The sequence below is a fragment of the Microvirga sp. TS319 genome, assembly GCF_041276405.1.
GTDB lineage: Bacteria > Pseudomonadota > Alphaproteobacteria > Rhizobiales > Beijerinckiaceae > Microvirga.
On sequence record NZ_JBGGGT010000001.1, the window covers coordinates 460,096 to 474,870 of the forward strand.

The 14,775-nt window shown below is 58.8% G+C and carries 14 protein-coding genes; 8 read left to right on the forward strand and 6 right to left on the reverse strand.

Features of this window, described 5'->3' with window-relative positions:
* Positions 1–302: 302 nt before the first annotated feature.
* Complete coding sequence (locus tag AB8841_RS02070) at positions 303–917, reverse strand: 3'-5' exonuclease (RefSeq protein ID WP_370434218.1); 615 nt, start codon at positions 915–917, stop codon at positions 303–305.
* Positions 918–1,076: 159 nt separating this feature from the next.
* Here AB8841_RS02070 and AB8841_RS02075 point away from each other — a divergent pair, with 159 nt between their 5' ends.
* Positions 1,077–1,436 carry a hypothetical protein gene (locus AB8841_RS02075; RefSeq protein ID WP_370434219.1) on the forward strand — a complete coding sequence of 120 codons (360 nt, stop codon included), beginning with the start codon at positions 1,077–1,079 and terminating at the stop codon, positions 1,434–1,436.
* A gap of 84 nt (positions 1,437–1,520) precedes the next feature.
* Positions 1,521–2,015: an AAA family ATPase gene (locus AB8841_RS02080; protein ID WP_370435505.1), complete on the forward strand. Its 495-nt coding sequence runs from the start codon at positions 1,521–1,523 to the stop codon at positions 2,013–2,015.
* A gap of 45 nt (positions 2,016–2,060) precedes the next feature.
* On the opposite strand, the gene AB8841_RS02085 is transcribed toward AB8841_RS02080, so the two are convergent.
* A complete protein-coding gene (locus tag AB8841_RS02085; RefSeq protein ID WP_370434220.1) occupies positions 2,061–2,306 on the reverse strand; it encodes a hypothetical protein in 246 nt (81 codons plus the stop codon).
* A gap of 521 nt (positions 2,307–2,827) precedes the next feature.
* Between AB8841_RS02085 and AB8841_RS02090 the strand changes: the two genes are divergently transcribed.
* Positions 2,828–4,228, forward strand: a complete 1,401-nt coding sequence (locus AB8841_RS02090; protein WP_370434221.1) for a cytochrome P450 — start codon at positions 2,828–2,830, stop codon at positions 4,226–4,228.
* Between the two features lie 198 nt (positions 4,229–4,426).
* On the opposite strand, the gene AB8841_RS02095 is transcribed toward AB8841_RS02090, so the two are convergent.
* Together AB8841_RS02095 and AB8841_RS02100 are read right to left on the reverse strand one after the other, a co-directional pair.
* A complete protein-coding gene (locus AB8841_RS02095) occupies positions 4,427–4,645 on the reverse strand; it encodes a hypothetical protein (protein WP_370434222.1) in 219 nt (72 codons plus the stop codon).
* A gap of 376 nt (positions 4,646–5,021) precedes the next feature.
* Complete coding sequence (locus tag AB8841_RS02100; protein ID WP_370434223.1) at positions 5,022–5,600, reverse strand: L,D-transpeptidase; 579 nt, start codon at positions 5,598–5,600, stop codon at positions 5,022–5,024.
* 967 nt (positions 5,601–6,567) lie between these two features.
* On the opposite strand from AB8841_RS02100, the gene AB8841_RS02105 reads away from it, so the two are divergent.
* The gene (locus AB8841_RS02105; RefSeq protein ID WP_370434224.1) at positions 6,568–7,323 is read left to right on the forward strand and encodes a LuxR C-terminal-related transcriptional regulator; all 756 of its coding nucleotides are present in this window, start codon (positions 6,568–6,570) and stop codon (positions 7,321–7,323) included.
* An 837-nt stretch (positions 7,324–8,160) separates the two neighbouring features.
* Here the strand turns inward: AB8841_RS02105 and AB8841_RS02110 are convergent.
* Positions 8,161–8,628, reverse strand: coding sequence for a cupin domain-containing protein (locus AB8841_RS02110; RefSeq protein WP_370434225.1), 468 nt, complete (start codon positions 8,626–8,628; stop codon positions 8,161–8,163).
* A gap of 1,103 nt (positions 8,629–9,731) precedes the next feature.
* Positions 9,732–10,784 (reverse strand): ABC transporter substrate-binding protein, encoded by a 1,053-nt coding sequence (locus AB8841_RS02115; protein ID WP_370434226.1) that lies wholly within the window; start codon positions 10,782–10,784, stop codon positions 9,732–9,734.
* Positions 10,785–10,891: 107 nt separating this feature from the next.
* On the opposite strand from AB8841_RS02115, the gene AB8841_RS02120 reads away from it, so the two are divergent.
* The 4 genes from AB8841_RS02120 (at position 10,892) to AB8841_RS02135 (ending at position 14,767) form a co-directional block, all read left to right on the forward strand.
* Positions 10,892–11,857: a LysR substrate-binding domain-containing protein gene (locus tag AB8841_RS02120; RefSeq protein WP_370434227.1), complete on the forward strand. Its 966-nt coding sequence runs from the start codon at positions 10,892–10,894 to the stop codon at positions 11,855–11,857.
* 135 nt (positions 11,858–11,992) lie between these two features.
* A complete protein-coding gene (locus AB8841_RS02125; RefSeq protein WP_370434228.1) occupies positions 11,993–13,336 on the forward strand; it encodes an acyclic terpene utilization AtuA family protein in 1,344 nt (447 codons plus the stop codon).
* A 1-nt stretch (position 13,337) separates the two neighbouring features.
* Positions 13,338–13,661: a DUF4387 domain-containing protein gene (locus AB8841_RS02130; RefSeq protein WP_370434229.1), complete on the forward strand. Its 324-nt coding sequence runs from the start codon at positions 13,338–13,340 to the stop codon at positions 13,659–13,661.
* Positions 13,662–13,693: 32 nt separating this feature from the next.
* Entirely contained in the window at positions 13,694–14,767 is a 1,074-nt protein-coding gene (locus AB8841_RS02135) for an ABC transporter ATP-binding protein (RefSeq protein WP_370434230.1), read from the forward strand.
* The last annotated feature ends 8 nt before the right edge of the window (positions 14,768–14,775 follow it).

Genomic DNA, 14,775 nt, shown 5'->3' on the forward strand with positions numbered 1-14,775 from the left:
ATAGCCTTGAGCCGTGAAGGTGAATGGCAAGGGCCAGAGTGGCGGGAACGGGGCGAAACGAAGAGATTGCGGACGGCAGAGAACACACCCACAAACCACTGTAGGCCCCGGTAACCGGCCCCCTGCATCACCCGCTCTCGCCGGCGTAGCGGCTCGAGCGGAATAGGCATCAGAGCGGAGAGCTGCGAGGGATACCCCCGCGGTACCGTCAGGTTAACGCGTGGTCAATTCGGATCCTTGAAGGTCATGCCGATATCGCCTGTCACTCAGGACGGCGAATCCTTCACGGAGAGATTGACAGGCTAGGTGCGGTCGAAGACGTCGGGCTGCAACCTGCCGGTCCTCAGCAGGTGTTGCAGCGCATACGCCATCGAGAGGGCATCGTCGAGGGCGTCATGCCCCTGCAACGGAGGGTGCTCGACGCCGAAGTAGTCTGCCAGCTTGTTGCTTGGCGTCTTCGCTATGTCCTCGATCGGCATTCCCGCCGCGATCACGAGCTTGACGGCGTTGTCGAAGCGATGGGCCGGAATGGACCAAGGAATGCCCGCGACATAGCAACTGATGGCCACCATGTTCAGTTCGTCCTTCCCCCATGACCAGGACCTTGCGCCGTCTGAGAAGCGGTCAAATCCGGCAAGAGCTTCCTGTAGCGGTACTCCGTCCGCCTGGATGTTGTCTTCGGAAATGCCGGTCAGCTTGGTGAAGAACGGGTCGAGTGGATACCGGTTGCCGAACCGGTCCATGGGCTGAACGTAAGCTCTGAATGTCTCCAAGAGAGGGAAGTCGCCCTGCAGGCCGAGCTTCACGGCACCGATCTGCGCGATTACCGGATCGGGGTCGTGAGCCGCGCACCAGAACCTGCCTTGCGAGCCCTGGACGCACAGAAACTCGCAGTCGAAAATGATGGACGCCTTCATGATCGATGCTCCTCTTTCCCGCGCTTGCTGCTGACTAGGCGCCATAAGGGACAAAACCACCCTCAAGCACGTGTGAGGTGAGAAGATAGTCCACATAATGCTGAGGTGCCATTTGCGGGCTTGCGACCTATACTTTCCCGCTGTGGAGATCCGATCGACATGAAGAGCATTGCCAAGGGGTTGGTTTCCCTGAACGTCCTGGCCTTCGTCGTCACGGCAGCGGCAGCTTGGCTCCTGGGCCGGAGTTCTGCCTCGCAACTGCTCGATATGGCCAGCTATGTCGGACTTGGGATGGGCGTCCTTGGAGCGCTCATGTTCGTGGGCTCCGGTGCGGGCATCAGCGGCTCCACGGGGATGGCCGCAAGCGCGGCGGACCAGCCGAGCCGGATCATGAATGCGCTCTGGATGGACCGGACCTCAGGCATCTCGGCCGGGGCCCTGTTCGCGCTGGGAGGCCTCAGTTGGATCGCCATCGCGTGGCTGGTGGCGGCAATCACCGGCCACTTCGAGACTGCGTAATTCGCAGAAGGCCGTGTGTCTCGTGCGGAACGGCCCTTGGAGGTGGCAGTGGAGCAAGACGGAAAGTTCGGCCGAATCTTGATCATGGGCAACGGCGGATGCGGCAAGACTTGGCTTGCCCGCAAGCTTGGTGATGTTTTCGGGCATCGGGTGATCCATCTCGACGATCTGCATTGGGAGCCGGGCAACTATGGCATCGTTCGAGATCGGACTTTGCGCGACAAGGACGTGCAAATTGCGCGTGAGGCGGATTATTGGATTATGGAGGGCGTCTACGGCCAGCTCATTCAGATGGCGCTGGGCCGCGCCACGACCTTGATCTGGCTGGATCTGCCTGAGGAAGAATGCATCGCCAACATTCGACGGCGCGGGATACAAGGTGGAGGCAGCCAGACACGCTTTCAAGATCTGCTTCAGTGGGTGGCCGAGTATGGCACCAGGACGAATTGGAACTCGTTCAAGGGGCATAAATGGCTGTTCGACGGCTTCTCTGGCCCGAAAGCCTTGCTTAGGAACCGGGCCAAGATAGCCGACTATCTGGATCGTATCTCACAGTTTGAACAGCGCAGGCTTTCCTGATCATAGCTCCCCAGGGTCTGGTCCCTGACGAACGGCTGCCCGGCCTCATCTTTTGCGCTCAGGCTCGCTCGCTTTCGGTTGCACGATGATGGCACCAGCGCTGGGATGGCGATTCTTCTCCTGCACTCCTCGGCGGACACCATCACCCTTCATCCGTCCATCAAACAGGATCGGCTGTGTTCCATTCGTGCCTGTAGCACCCGGAGCCTGCGACTGTCTGAACGGAGCATCTTGAGCGTCGGCATTGGTCGCGGCCAGTGCTAACGCGAATGCGATCGCCAATCTCGACATGATAGGCTTCTCCTCTTCCCGCACGGAAACAGCGCGACGGTATAACTTGGATACGGTCACCGTTGGCGAGCAACCGGCTATCAGGAGGCCGGCGGTTAACCGGGTCTTCGACCTCGGTGTTCAGGTGGGGTATTCGGCTTGAGCCCTATTCGCAACAGCGATGGTGAGAGGGCAGTGCTTCGAGCTGATGATAGCATTGGGGGATCTTCACAACCATCAGGAAAGGGCGTGCAGCATGAAGCACTATGCTGGCCTCTCCCTCGAAGAGACCTCGATCTCGCCTTGGCGAACGCCCGAGGTCGGCCTGTTTCGGCAGAAGACGGCATATCTGCTTGGCGCAAGCACCGGACATTTGGATCGCGCAGGGTGCTTCTCAGTTTGATCTGAAGCCGACCGTTTGGAGCGCATGCAAGGGCAATCCTGTTCCACTGCCGACCCACGGAAGCAGCCGCTCCTCTGGTTCAGGTTGACAGGGGAGTTGGATGGTTCATCCTCTCGGTCTCGGACGGTGCGGAGGAGCCATGGTCACGCACGTCTCACCCGGGGCATCACTGCGCAAGGCTCCTGGTCCAAAAGGCCTGCCGCTCCTCGGCAGTTTGCCCGACCTCGGACGCGATGTCCTGGGATTCTTTACGCAGTGCGCACGCCAATATGGCGATGTCGTCAGCTTTCGCTTGGCTGCCTGGCCAGCCCTTCTCCTCAACCATCCTGACTTGGTGGAATTCGTTCTGGTCAAGAACCACCAGAACTTCGTCAAGCACCGCTTCTTCTGGCGTCATGTCGGAGCCATCTTTGGCCAGGGACTGCTCACCAGCGAAGGGAAGTTCTGGCACCAGCAGCGGCGTCTGGCAGCGCCCGCTTTTGCGGCGTCGCGGATGAACCGCTACGGTGACACCATGGTGCAATATACCGAGCGCATGCTCGGGCAATGGCAGTCCGGGCAGGTTCTCGACGTGCACCAGGACGCGATGGCGCTGACCCTGCAGATTGCCGCCAAGACCTTGTTCGATGCCGAGATGAACCAGGATGTGGCTAGGGTCAGCCGAGCCACCGATGATGTCATGGAGCAGATCTCAATCCGGTTTCGGCGGCCGTTCTGGTTTCCCGATGCGATTCCGCTCCCCGGCAATCTCCGTTACCGGCGAGGGGTGCAGCGCCTGGACCAGTTGGTGGCCCGAATTATCGCGGATCGGCAGAACAGGAGTGAGGATCGTGGCGATCTCCTGTCCCAATTGATGCTCGCACGCGATGAGGCAGGTCAGCCCATGGGTGAGCGCCAGATCCGAGACGAGGTGATCACCATGCTCCTCGCTGGGCACGAGACCACAGCCCTGACCCTTTCCTGGACGTGGTATCTGCTCGGATTGTACCCCGCTGCGGATGCGCAGCTTTCCGAGGAAGTGCATACGGTCCTGGGAGGGCGATCACCGACAGTCGATGATTTGCCTCGCCTTCAGTTCACTGAACAGGTGGTGAGCGAGGCCTTGCGGTTGTACCCGCCCGCCTATGCCATTGGCCGCGAGGCGCTGGCGGATTGTGAAATTGGCGGGTACCCCGTGCCGGCGGGCACCACGGTCTACATGAGTCCTTGGGTCATGCACCGGGATCCGCGATGGTTCGACGACCCGCAAGCCTTCAGGCCCGAACGGTGGGCAGGCGATCTGGCAAAGAAACTGCCACGCTTTGCTTATCTGCCGTTTGGTGGGGGGCCACGTATCTGCATCGGGAGCCGGTTTGCCATGATGGAGGCGGTGCTGATCCTCGCAACCGTGGCTCAACGGTTTCGGCTGGAATGGCAAACGGGCCGGCTGGTTCAGCCGAAGCCTTCCATCACGCTCCGCCCTGGCGGTGGGGTTTGGGTCAGGCTGATCTCGCGACCGATTGAGGTCACCGGGATAGAACGCAAGTCATGCAAACCTTGAGGCACTAGAGTATCGGACGTGAAAAGTGGACTTGCACTTTTGGGATCGAATCCGATGCTCCCTCCTTAGAAGAGCGCATCGTTGCGAGCAGACCCGAAGGGCCACGGCCGTGAAAACCGGGTCCACTTTTCGCTAGCGGCCCGCTGGGTCCGCACGATGCGCTAGCCGCGCCGCTCTGGCAATCCAGCAGCCGTCCGCTTATCGGGAGGGTTTCTGGTTTTGCTTCTCCTGGTCATTCTTGTTTGCTTCGTGGTGCCCAACGATGCATCCGGCCACTGCGCCGAGCTTGCCATGACCTGCCACATGCCCGGCAGCGCCGCCAACTATGGCTCCTTTGATGCAGCCCTTGGCTTCGGCTGAAGCCATCCCGCTCAGAGTGGCGATGACGAGAAAACCCGGAATGAGAATCCGTTTCATGACATACCTCAGTCGCTAAAGAGATCCGAGCACCAACGCCTGCAGAAAGCGGGTGGTTCAGTAAGCTCCGTGACGAGACGCTCAGGTCAGCCATGATCTGCGGGGATGGATTGTTCACCCGGCACCATAAAGTTAACGCGGCCGTGACGAGATGCCGGCATACGCGCCGGCATGCCGACCCGTCATCCTGGCTATGTCCGCTACCCGTTTCCTGCCGAGGTCATCAGCCACGAGATGGCACGGCAGTAGATGATGAAGGTCGGCCAGGATTACGCCGACGCAATGCAACCTCGACACTCTCCCATGACCTGTAAACTTTGGCCATGGCATCAAGCCACGGCCGAGCGGCTGGCATGGTCGATCGCATCAGGTCCTGTCAGGGTAAGACCACGACCCTGGTTCCAACCCGCGTTCGGTTATAGAGATCAGCGACATCGGCATTGGTCATGCGGATGCACCCGGATGAGACGGCATAGCCGATGGTTTCCGGCTCGTTCGAACCGTGGATCCGGTACAGTGACGAGCCGAGATAGAGAGCCCGGGCGCCGAGAGGGTTGCCCAGACCTCCTTTCATGTAGCGCGGCAGATCGGGGCGCCGCCGCAGCATAGCGGCGGGCGGGCTCCAGTCAGGCCATTCCCGCTTCATGCTGACCGTCCTGGTGCCCGTCCAGGTGAAGCCCGGTCGGCCGACCCCAATGCCGTATTGAAGCGCCCGACCCTGACCGAGCACATAGTAGAGCCGGCGTTGGCTGGTTGAGATGACGATGGTGCCCGGCTGCTGCATGCCCCGCCAGATGACCACTTGGCGGACCGTCGGCGAGGCCGGGCCTCCGAACAACCGCTCGAAGAAGTTGGCAGGACCACCACTGAGCGAGGTGGTCGATTGGGCCTGAGCGGAACTGGCCAGCATGGCGCTGCATGCCAGTCCCGCGAGCGTGATCATGAAACGCGGCATAGCGACCTCCCTTGTGCAGCATGGCACAGCTTCAACGCTGAAAGCGCAGCTTGAGATCCTTGGACTGGCACGCTTGCTTCGCCCCTTGGATACGAGGTGTGCCGGCCTCGGCTCTAGGAAGGGGAGGAGACTGAACGGTCGCGGTAGAGCGGAACAGAAGGAACGGCGAGCAACGCGCCGGAGATGCGGAAGATCGTTGGTGAGGTTTCTGTCCAGAGTATCGCCTACGTCACTGATAGAACCGTTTGAATGAGATCTCCTGTGGGCCAAAGGATCTCGCAAACCGTCTATTGAGAGTAGGCAATAGGCGGCCGCATTATGAGCCTTCCCCCCTTTCTCGCTCTGGCATTCTCAGTCTGCTTGAGGGCCTCAAGAGCGGCCTTCAAGGCTCCCCGATAGCCAATGGCTTGGATGGTCAGTGTCACAAACATCGGCTCCGGCAGATCAGGGTGGCGAAAGGTATTGAGGAGCCCCTGATTCTTATTGAACCCGTTCCGCGCCGTCGCAGCTACGAATTGTTTTTCGGTCAAATCACGTAGGAATAGCAATTTGCGGGATTGATCGTGGGTGCAACGCACGGGACGGCGTGCCTGCCCCGGAACTGAGGAGCCACCCTGTGCTTGGCTGTTGGAATGAGCAGAGCGATATGCCGAACCGGCTGGAGGAGCAAGATCATCTCGGAGCGGCAGAATGTTGGGGCTCTTCCCGAACCGTTGATCACCTTGAGGTCGCCCTCATCTATGGCACTTCTCCTGTGCCTTTTACATAGAGCATTGTTCGTAAAGGTGGGTATATTTACAGTCGTCTGCAGATATCACTAAGCTTAACAATCCCAACGTAATGAGGATCAACCTCTTAGACTATCGGATAACGCGATATGGTCTGGTTTCCGACAGACGGGTCACATTGAGCCAATCTACATTTGCTTAACTTGAGCACTATGTGAGGGTCACGAATGACTGCGCCAATGCTGCCGCTTATTCACAATCGCTCGTTCGATACTGAGTTTCCATCCAGTGACCTCACCCTGACCATCCCAACGACGCTCATCTGCGACAACCTCCTTCTGTGCTCAGGGCTTCAGACCATCCTCCAAGGGACGCCTTTTGCTCTTATCGAGGCTGTTTTTCCTGCTGTCTCAGGACGGCTTCATCGGACAGAGTCAGAGCCAGCCCTGGTGGTCATCGAGCACAAGCAGAACACCAGTCGCTTGGTTGAGGTTGTCAGACACGTGAAGGAGCAGTTCCCGCAAGCTCGGATCGTTGTCATGGCGGATCAGTTCGATTCCAGCATGGTACGGCTCGGGCACGGGGCAGGCGTGAATGGTTTCTGTCTCGCAGACTCTGCTCGGGAGGTCCTGATCAAATCGTTCGAACTGGTGATGCTCGGCGAGAATATTCTGCCCTCTGCGGTTCTGCACACGCTCATGGATGCGCCCCCGCAGGAACAAGAGCATCCGCTCCATGACAACAATGTAGCCGAACTGACACTGCCTGATGTGCAGACTTGCAAGCTCTCAGCACGAGAGACAGAAATCCTCGAGTGCTTGACCAAAGGAGAGCCTAACAAGGTAATTGCCCGCAAGCTGGAGATCAGCGAAGCCACCATCAAGGTCCACGTCAAAGCCATTTTGCGAAAGATCGGGGTTGCCAACCGAACGCAGGCTGCCATGTGGGCCTGTCAGCGTCTGCCGAGCACAGGAGAAGTTGCTCGACATGTGTGAGGCACTGACAACGAAGCTTGCCGTTGGTGACGAAGTTGCGTCTATTTTCATCAAACCAATCCATGGAAGAACTTTTCCGAAGGTGTGGTCAGACGAGTGGATGGGATCAACCCGGAAGGGCGCTTCTTCGTGCTCGAAGTCCGGGATGGGATCCTTCTTGATCAACCGCACCGGACCATGCTCAATTTCCAGGATTACGTCCGCTTTGGGCGCCGGAATGACTTTCCTGGTCGGATCGAGGTTTTATCCGCCGCAGAACAGAGCCTGGAGAGTGAGTGCCCCCTCGCTCCATCCCGGTAAAAAGGCCCGAAGCCTCCACGCAAGCGGCAGACGAGCAGCATTTGGGCGAACTTGCGCTGCCTTCGACATATGACACTGGACAAACACCCAATGCGGGAGGCAACTCTGGAGCGGTACAGGCTGATGTTGAGCATCAGCCTGTCCGTGACCATGGTGGTTTGCTTGCCGCGCGGCTCGGACGACGGGAATAGCGGGTGCGCGGCGGGCTCCTCACGAGCACGATCATCGCCGCCATGGCCACTCTGGATCACTCTTCTCACAGAACAGGCGCCGAGCCTCTTCCGCAGAGCAGGGCGTAGCTCGAATCCAAAAGTTACTTTGCCGGAATGGGCTCTCTTGTTGGGGCGGATGCCACCTTCTGCGCCGCCCTATCGGCTTCCTGCTTCAGCTTATCGACCGCTTCGGTGCGCTTAGCCTGAAGCTCCCTTTGACGACCAGCTTCAGTCTTCGCTCCATTCTCCGATCCATATGTTCCGCGATAATAACACACGGTGTCCTCCATCTCTTCGTTGCTTCGCGTGCGATTAGCGAGCCGTCTCACTGCGACTTGCTCGGATCATCCGCCGGATTGGCGTAGGTAATGGCAAAAGGCCCCATCGAGTCGATCTGCACCACCGCGTCTGTGTTCATGAAGGCGTAGTGATTCATGTTGGCCGGGAGATCGACGAAGCCGCCACTGCCGAGCTTTTCCGCCTTGGCCTGATCGAGCTTGTCGCCCATGCCAAAGTGGAAGTCGCCTGAGATGACGGTGATCCGCTCCGCCGTGGGATGACTGTGAGCCGGAATTTTGTAACCCGCAGGAGCTTTCAGCCTTATCGTGAATGGTCCGGTCTTGGAGGGGTCGCCAGACAAGACGGCCGCTTCTGCTCCTTTTGGTAGGACCGATGGCGCTGGCATCCACTGGAGTTGGTCGGGACGCATTGCGTGACCGGAATTCTGGTCCTGGGCCAGCACACTACCTGTTGTGACAAGGAGTAGGGCTGTCGTGAACAGAAGCGGGCGCATGGCAAACCTCCCTGAATGTTGACAGGTCATCTCAGATTAAGAGCAATCAACAAGGCCGGGAGGGGCACAAGCGGAGCCCTGTCTGACTGCTGCGGCCCCAGAGGCCGCTCCCAGTCTGCCGTCCCTCGATGTTCGCTAGGCTGAGGCCGGTCCGCGTACCTCAGTGGTCATCGCGGCCAAGTTCGGAGGTGGTTGCATCAGAACCTCCTTCCGCAGGAATGCACCGCTCTTTTCAAGGACCGGCGCGCTGCACCACTGCAGCGGAGAAAAGGTCCGCCTCTCGCAGCCCAATGTCAAGAACGAATATGTCTGCTGATCGATCCACCGGTCCACGGCCTCACTGCATCACCTGACACAGACTGCCTGGTAGGTGCAGCCATCCACGAGCGCCGCAAACAATCGGAAGTTTCGGGGGAGTGTCGCATTAACCCACATGAGGGCGCACTGAGGCGAACACGATCTTCTGACCGGTTTCTACCTCAGTCCCGGCTGCAGACTTCCGTGCCGCGATGGCGGTGGGTCGGTAAAGGTGGATGGCAAGGGCAGAGCGGCGGGAACGGGGCGGAGGGAAGAGATCCCGGACGGCCGAGAACACACTGACACATCTCTGCAGATCTCCCGGTAATTGGAAACCCTGCATTGCCGGCTCCCGTCGGAGCAGCCGCATAAGACCCAGCGTGGCCGTGATCGACCGCTTGGGCGGGCAGCCCTGCTTCTTCAACGGATGCTTCGGTAAGCGTTTGTCCCCTTGGGCTTTGCAGGACGGGCGGCAGCTACGTTCATTCATACACGGCGGACTTTATTCTACTGGGTAGCCGCTGCCGTTGCCGTTTGGCGCATCGTGCGGAAAAGTGTCACGGCTTTTTGCAAGAACGATGCGCTCACCTAGGAGGGAGCATCGGAGGGAATCCCAAAAGTGAACTCCACTTTTCACGTCCGACGCTCTAGTCACTGAATAGCGACGCCGCGTGTTGTAGGGAGAAGAGGATTGATGCCCTTCATACGCTTGTCTTGAGGCAGGTCGGATGAAGTCCGGCCTGCCTTCTGGCGAATAAAGTACTATGGGAGCCGATGGCCGCGCCATCTTTCCCTGGGCTCAGGAGTCACTTCTTTAGAGCGACATTCCGGTTGAAAGCCTCAATGATAGCTGCGCGATTTGCATTGATCTTATTCCAGTCGGGCAATGCCAAACTTTTGATCGACCCCTCAGGGCCCCACGGCATGCGTTGCTTGGCGTTGTCGCTTAGCTCCACGCCCGAAGTCGCCGGACCGACATAGATCCTCTCTGCCATACATTTTGCAGGGTCCTTGCCGATTGCATAGTTGACGAACTTCTCAGCCGCTTCCTGCTTCTTGCTGTTCGCCACGAGATGAAGACGGATGTCGCCGCCGATGGCGCCTTCCTTGGGAACGACGAATTCAATCGGAAGCTTTTGATCCCTCATGGCATATGCCGAATTGGCATAATGAGCTCCCACGATGACTTCTCCACTCTGGAACAGGTTAGTTCCCGCGCCCGCACTGTCAAAATAAGCGGTGACCTTCAATCGCTTCAACTTGTCGAAAGCTGGGGTCACGTTTTCGACGCTGCCGCCAACCAAGCCGGCCAGGTGGACGATGAACGGTACACCCATGGCGTTTGCAGGACTCGGGAAGGTGACTGCGCCCGCATATTCAGGCTTCCACAAATCGAGCCACGAGGTGGGCGCCTCTTTGATGTCCCTGGTGCTGTAAGCCAAGCCAACCGAGTAAAAGCCGGTACTGACCGCGAAGACAGCTCCTGCTTCGTCCTTGTAAATCCCCTCCGCGATGAGCCCGGTAACCGCAGTCACTTTGGCGGGATCGATCGGCTTCAGGAGCTTGTCGGCCGCTGCAACCTCGGAAACGCCGCCATCGAGCCAGACCGCATCCAATGTGGGGCTGTCCTTCTGCTGGCGGAGCTTGCTCAAGGTCACGCCGGAAACGCCCGGCTCGGGGACGACGCGGATTCCGGTGTCGCGCGTGAATGGATCGATGATGCAGGCCTGCATGGCCGTACCCCATTCGCCGCCATAGGTCGCGACCGTAATCGACTCCTGCGCGACCGCTGGCAGCGCGTTGCCGACGCCGGTCAGCAGTACAGTGGCAGCCAATACGCTGCGTGTGCTTGTGATCATCTCTCGATCCTCCTTCTTGTTGGCATGCGCCCTCTGGACGCGCTATGAGGAAATGTCTTTTGGTACAGGGCAAATCGAAATTCAAACCGCTGAGATAACCTGAAGTTATGAATATCCGGCAACTCGAAGCTTTTAAGGCGATCATGGAGTTGGGAAGCTTCACGCGAGCGGCCGAAAAGCTGCATCTCTCCCAGCCCGCAGTCAGCAAGCTGATCTATCTGCTGGAACGCAGTTGCGGCTTCACTCTCTTCCACCGGCAGAAGAATGGCGTCATCCCGACCGCCGAGGGCCAAATGCTCTATTCCGAGGTGGAGCGTGTTTTCCTCGGGGTCGATTCGGTTGCTGCGCGGGCCCGAGCCATACGACAGTTCGACTATGGTGAGATCAAACTCGTCACTTTTCCATCGCTCGGCACGCGGGTCCTGCCCCCGATTCTTGCCGAATTCATCGAAACCAAGCCCTCACTCCGGGTCACGATGGCAAGTCGCAATTCCTGGCTTCTCGTGGATCGGGTTGCCTCCCAGGGTGTCGATCTGGGCTTCGGAATGACCGTCTCTGATCGTCCTGGAGTGCAGTTCGAGAAACTCTGTTCCATGGAGGCGGTTTGCGTGCTCCCGCCGAACCATCGACTGGCGGAACGGGCGACTGTCGATGCACGTGACTTGGAGGGCGAGCGATTCGTGTCCCTTGTCGAGGAGGACCGTGCACAGGTCAAGATCGATCAAGCGTTTGCAGATCGTGGCGTCGAGCGGAACGTAATCCTGAAGGCACAATTGACCGAGGCCTGCTGCTCCTTCGTTTCGGCTGGAGTGGGTGTTGCCATAGTAGATCCGCTCAGCACAGTTGGGTTCGGGCCTAACGAGCTTGTCGTGAAGCCCTTCTCACCTACGGTCGTTCAGGACATCTGGATCATCACTCCGTCTTTCCGGGAAGCATCTCTCGGATCAAAGGCACTCATTGCCCACGTCAAGAAGCGGTTGACGGAGAGGCTGACTGAGATGGCTTTGTCCATTCGCGGGCCTGAAACCGATAGTAAGCGTTTGGGCTCAGCCATATCCTCTGGTTATGGCTGAGCCCACACAAGCAATTTGACGGATCCCCCTCGTCAGACCTCAATGTAGACGAAATTTCCCGCACCAAGCACATGCATGAGCAAAGTATTTGGCGGGATTCAGTTAGTTGATCGGCAGTCTGCCTTGAGGTGAATTATGGGTGCCATTACGGTTCTCACCCCAACGGGAACGTTGGGGTACGGCTTTGGTGACGATGCGCTGGCGCGTGGGATGTCGCTCGGGCCAGCGGTGATCGCGGTCGATGCCGGATCGACGGATCCCGGACCGCACTATCTTGGCTCCGGCAAGCCTCTCGTGTCGGACGTAAGCATCAAGCGCGAGTTGACAGCGCTTATCCAGGCAGGTCGCAAGGCCAAAATTCCTGTCATCGTTGGCAGTGCCGGTGGCGCGGGATCGGGTGTCCAGGTCGACCGAACGGTCGCGATCGTTCGCAATATTGCAAGGGATCTCGGCCTGACCTTCAAGCTGGCCTGGATTTATTCCGACATCCCCATTGAGCGAGCGAAGGAGGCGGTCAATGCGGGTGAGGTCGTGGATTTCGAGGCCGGCACGCCGCTGACCGGGCAGATGCTCGACGAGACGGTCAGTCTCGTGGCTCAGATGGGACACGAGCCGATCTGTGCAGCCCTTGATGGCGGTGCGGACGTGATCATCGCCGGACGAGCCTGCGACGACTCAGTCATCGCCTCATATCCGATCTGGCGCGGCAGCGATCCCGCGTTGGCTATCCATATGGGAAAGATTCTTGAGTGCGGGGCTTTCTCGGCAGAGCCGTTCGCGATGGACGTGATGCTTGGCACGATCCACGACGACCATTTCGTGCTCGAGCCGGGCAGCCTGAAGAGGCGGGCATCCGTAAAATCAGTCGCGGCGCATTCCCTCTACGAGCGTGAGAATCCTTTCAAACAGGCTGGTCCTGGCCACGAAATCTCACTCAACGACTGCTCCTTCGAACAACTCGGCGACCGTCAGGTCCGTGTGCGCGGCGCAAGTCTGACCGAGACCGAGGACTACTATGTAAAGCTCGAAGGCGCACGTCTTGCCGGGTATCGTTCGATCTGCATTGCCGGGATCCGCTGTCCAACGACCGTCGGTGCGCTCGACAGCATCCTGGAAGACGTGAAGGCCAAGGCGCATGCCTACTTCGCTCCGGAAGAACTGACGATTACCTTCCATGTCTATGGACGCGACGGCGTGATGAAGGAGCTGGAGCGAGAATCCACTCCGGCTCGTGAGGTCGGGCTCGTGATCGACGTCGTTGCAAAGGACCAGGCATTGGCCCACGCGGCATGTCACCAGATCAGCGGCGCAATGCTGCACTATCATTACCCCAGCGTGAAAAACACCTCCGGCAACCTTGCCTTTCCGTACTCACCATCGGATCTGGATATCGGTCCCGTCTACGAATTCAGTGCCTATCACCTGATGAAGGTCAGATCGCCCACTGAGCTATTTCCCGTGCATTTCGAGGATCTCTGATATGACTTCCCGCCCACTAAAGGACCTCGCGGATATCGTGCGCAGCAAGAACGCCGGCCCCTACCGCATTACGTTCGATATCCTGTTCCGGGACAAGGAGCGATATGAAGCCGTTCGCTCCACTGGAGCAATCAGTCCGCAGAGTGTTGCCGTCGCCTATGGGATTGATATCTCCCAGATCTCGTCCTTCTTCGAGATCGAGATGGCCAATGCGATGAAGATCACTATCATTCGACCGCGAGCGCAAGGATCGGCAGGTGACGGAGACATGTATGGCTGCCAGCATCATGTGCCGTTGATGAACCTCCAGGTACCTGTCTCGTAAATCCTTGAGGACCAATGCAGAGGAAAGAGCGGATGTCGGACGGCTTCATCAGGGTAGAGCACCTCACCAAGCGATACGGTGATTTGGTCGTGCTGAACAATGTCTCGATCGAGATTGCCAAAGGCGAGTTTGTTGCATTGCTCGGCCCGAGCGGATGCGGGAAGACAACCCTTTTGCGTTCCATCGCCGGGTTCATCGACATCGAGGAGGGGGACGTGTCCATCGACGGGCGTTCGATGAAGGGACTTCCGCCGAACCGACGCCCCGTGAACACGGTCTTTCAGAACTATGCATTGTTCCCCCATCTGACAGTTGCCCAGAACGTCGCCTTCGGTCCGCGCCGGGCAGGCATCGACCGCAAAGCAGTCGCGGGAATCGTAGACGAAGCCCTCGCGACGGTTGGAATGGTCAGCTATGCTGATCGCTTCCCATCTCAATTGTCGGGAGGGCAACAGCAGCGTGTCGCACTGGCACGGGCGATTGCCAACAAGCCGAAGGTCCTTCTGTTGGACGAACCGCTCGGCGCCCTCGATCTGAAGTTGCGTAAACAGATGCAGATTGAGCTGAAGGCGCTTCAGCAGAAGCTCGGCATGACATTCATATTCGTAACCCATGACCAGGAAGAGGCCCTGGTCATGGCGGACCGTGTTGCCGTGATGAATTCCGGGCGCATTGCCCAGATCGGTCGCGGTCGGGATATCTATCACGCGCCGTCCGAGCGGTACGTGGCTGACTTTATCGGCGATGCCAACCTGATCACCTGTAAGGTCTCGGGCGCGCGGACCCTTGTCAGTACAGTGGGCATGCTGGAATTCGACGTATCCCACTCGGCTCCCATCGGGGCCGACGTCACTTACCTGCTGAGGCCGGAGGCCATTGGGCTGGTCCACGGCTCAACCTCAGCCACAGATGGGCTGGCCGTCGTTCGCGCCAAGATTCGAGATGTTGTCTTCGTGGGCAATGCGACGCGGATCTATGCCGAGGCTGAAGGCGGTCAGGTCTTCGTTGCCCAGCAGCCGGCGCTCGTCGGAGGTCCCGAGTACAGCCGCGGAGAGGCGGTTACCCTGTCTTGGCGCCGTGACAGTGGCCGGGTCCTGACCCGATGAGAGCCAAC

What these genes read in the sequence shown, in the direction of transcription:
- AB8841_RS02080 (WP_370435505.1), top strand. Translation starts at nt 1,521, where the DNA reads ATGGGCAACGGCGGATGCGGCAAGACTTGGCTTGCCCGCAAGCTTGGT.
- AB8841_RS02125 (WP_370434228.1), top strand. Translation starts at nt 11,993, where the DNA reads ATGGGTGCCATTACGGTTCTCACCCCAACGGGAACGTTGGGGTACGGC.
- AB8841_RS02075 (WP_370434219.1), top strand. Translation starts at nt 1,077, where the DNA reads ATGAAGAGCATTGCCAAGGGGTTGGTTTCCCTGAACGTCCTGGCCTTC.
- AB8841_RS02095 (WP_370434222.1), bottom strand. Translation starts at nt 4,645, where the DNA reads ATGAAACGGATTCTCATTCCGGGTTTTCTCGTCATCGCCACTCTGAGC.
- AB8841_RS02110 (WP_370434225.1), bottom strand. Translation starts at nt 8,628, where the DNA reads ATGCGCCCGCTTCTGTTCACGACAGCCCTACTCCTTGTCACAACAGGT.
- AB8841_RS02085 (WP_370434220.1), bottom strand. Translation starts at nt 2,306, where the DNA reads ATGTCGAGATTGGCGATCGCATTCGCGTTAGCACTGGCCGCGACCAAT.
- AB8841_RS02090 (WP_370434221.1), top strand. Translation starts at nt 2,828, where the DNA reads ATGGTCACGCACGTCTCACCCGGGGCATCACTGCGCAAGGCTCCTGGT.
- AB8841_RS02120 (WP_370434227.1), top strand. Translation starts at nt 10,892, where the DNA reads ATGAATATCCGGCAACTCGAAGCTTTTAAGGCGATCATGGAGTTGGGA.
- AB8841_RS02100 (WP_370434223.1), bottom strand. Translation starts at nt 5,600, where the DNA reads ATGCCGCGTTTCATGATCACGCTCGCGGGACTGGCATGCAGCGCCATG.
- AB8841_RS02130 (WP_370434229.1), top strand. Translation starts at nt 13,338, where the DNA reads ATGACTTCCCGCCCACTAAAGGACCTCGCGGATATCGTGCGCAGCAAG.
- AB8841_RS02070 (WP_370434218.1), bottom strand. Translation starts at nt 917, where the DNA reads ATGAAGGCGTCCATCATTTTCGACTGCGAGTTTCTGTGCGTCCAGGGC.
- AB8841_RS02105 (WP_370434224.1), top strand. Translation starts at nt 6,568, where the DNA reads ATGCTGCCGCTTATTCACAATCGCTCGTTCGATACTGAGTTTCCATCC.
- AB8841_RS02115 (WP_370434226.1), bottom strand. Translation starts at nt 10,784, where the DNA reads ATGATCACAAGCACACGCAGCGTATTGGCTGCCACTGTACTGCTGACC.
- AB8841_RS02135 (WP_370434230.1), top strand. Translation starts at nt 13,694, where the DNA reads ATGTCGGACGGCTTCATCAGGGTAGAGCACCTCACCAAGCGATACGGT.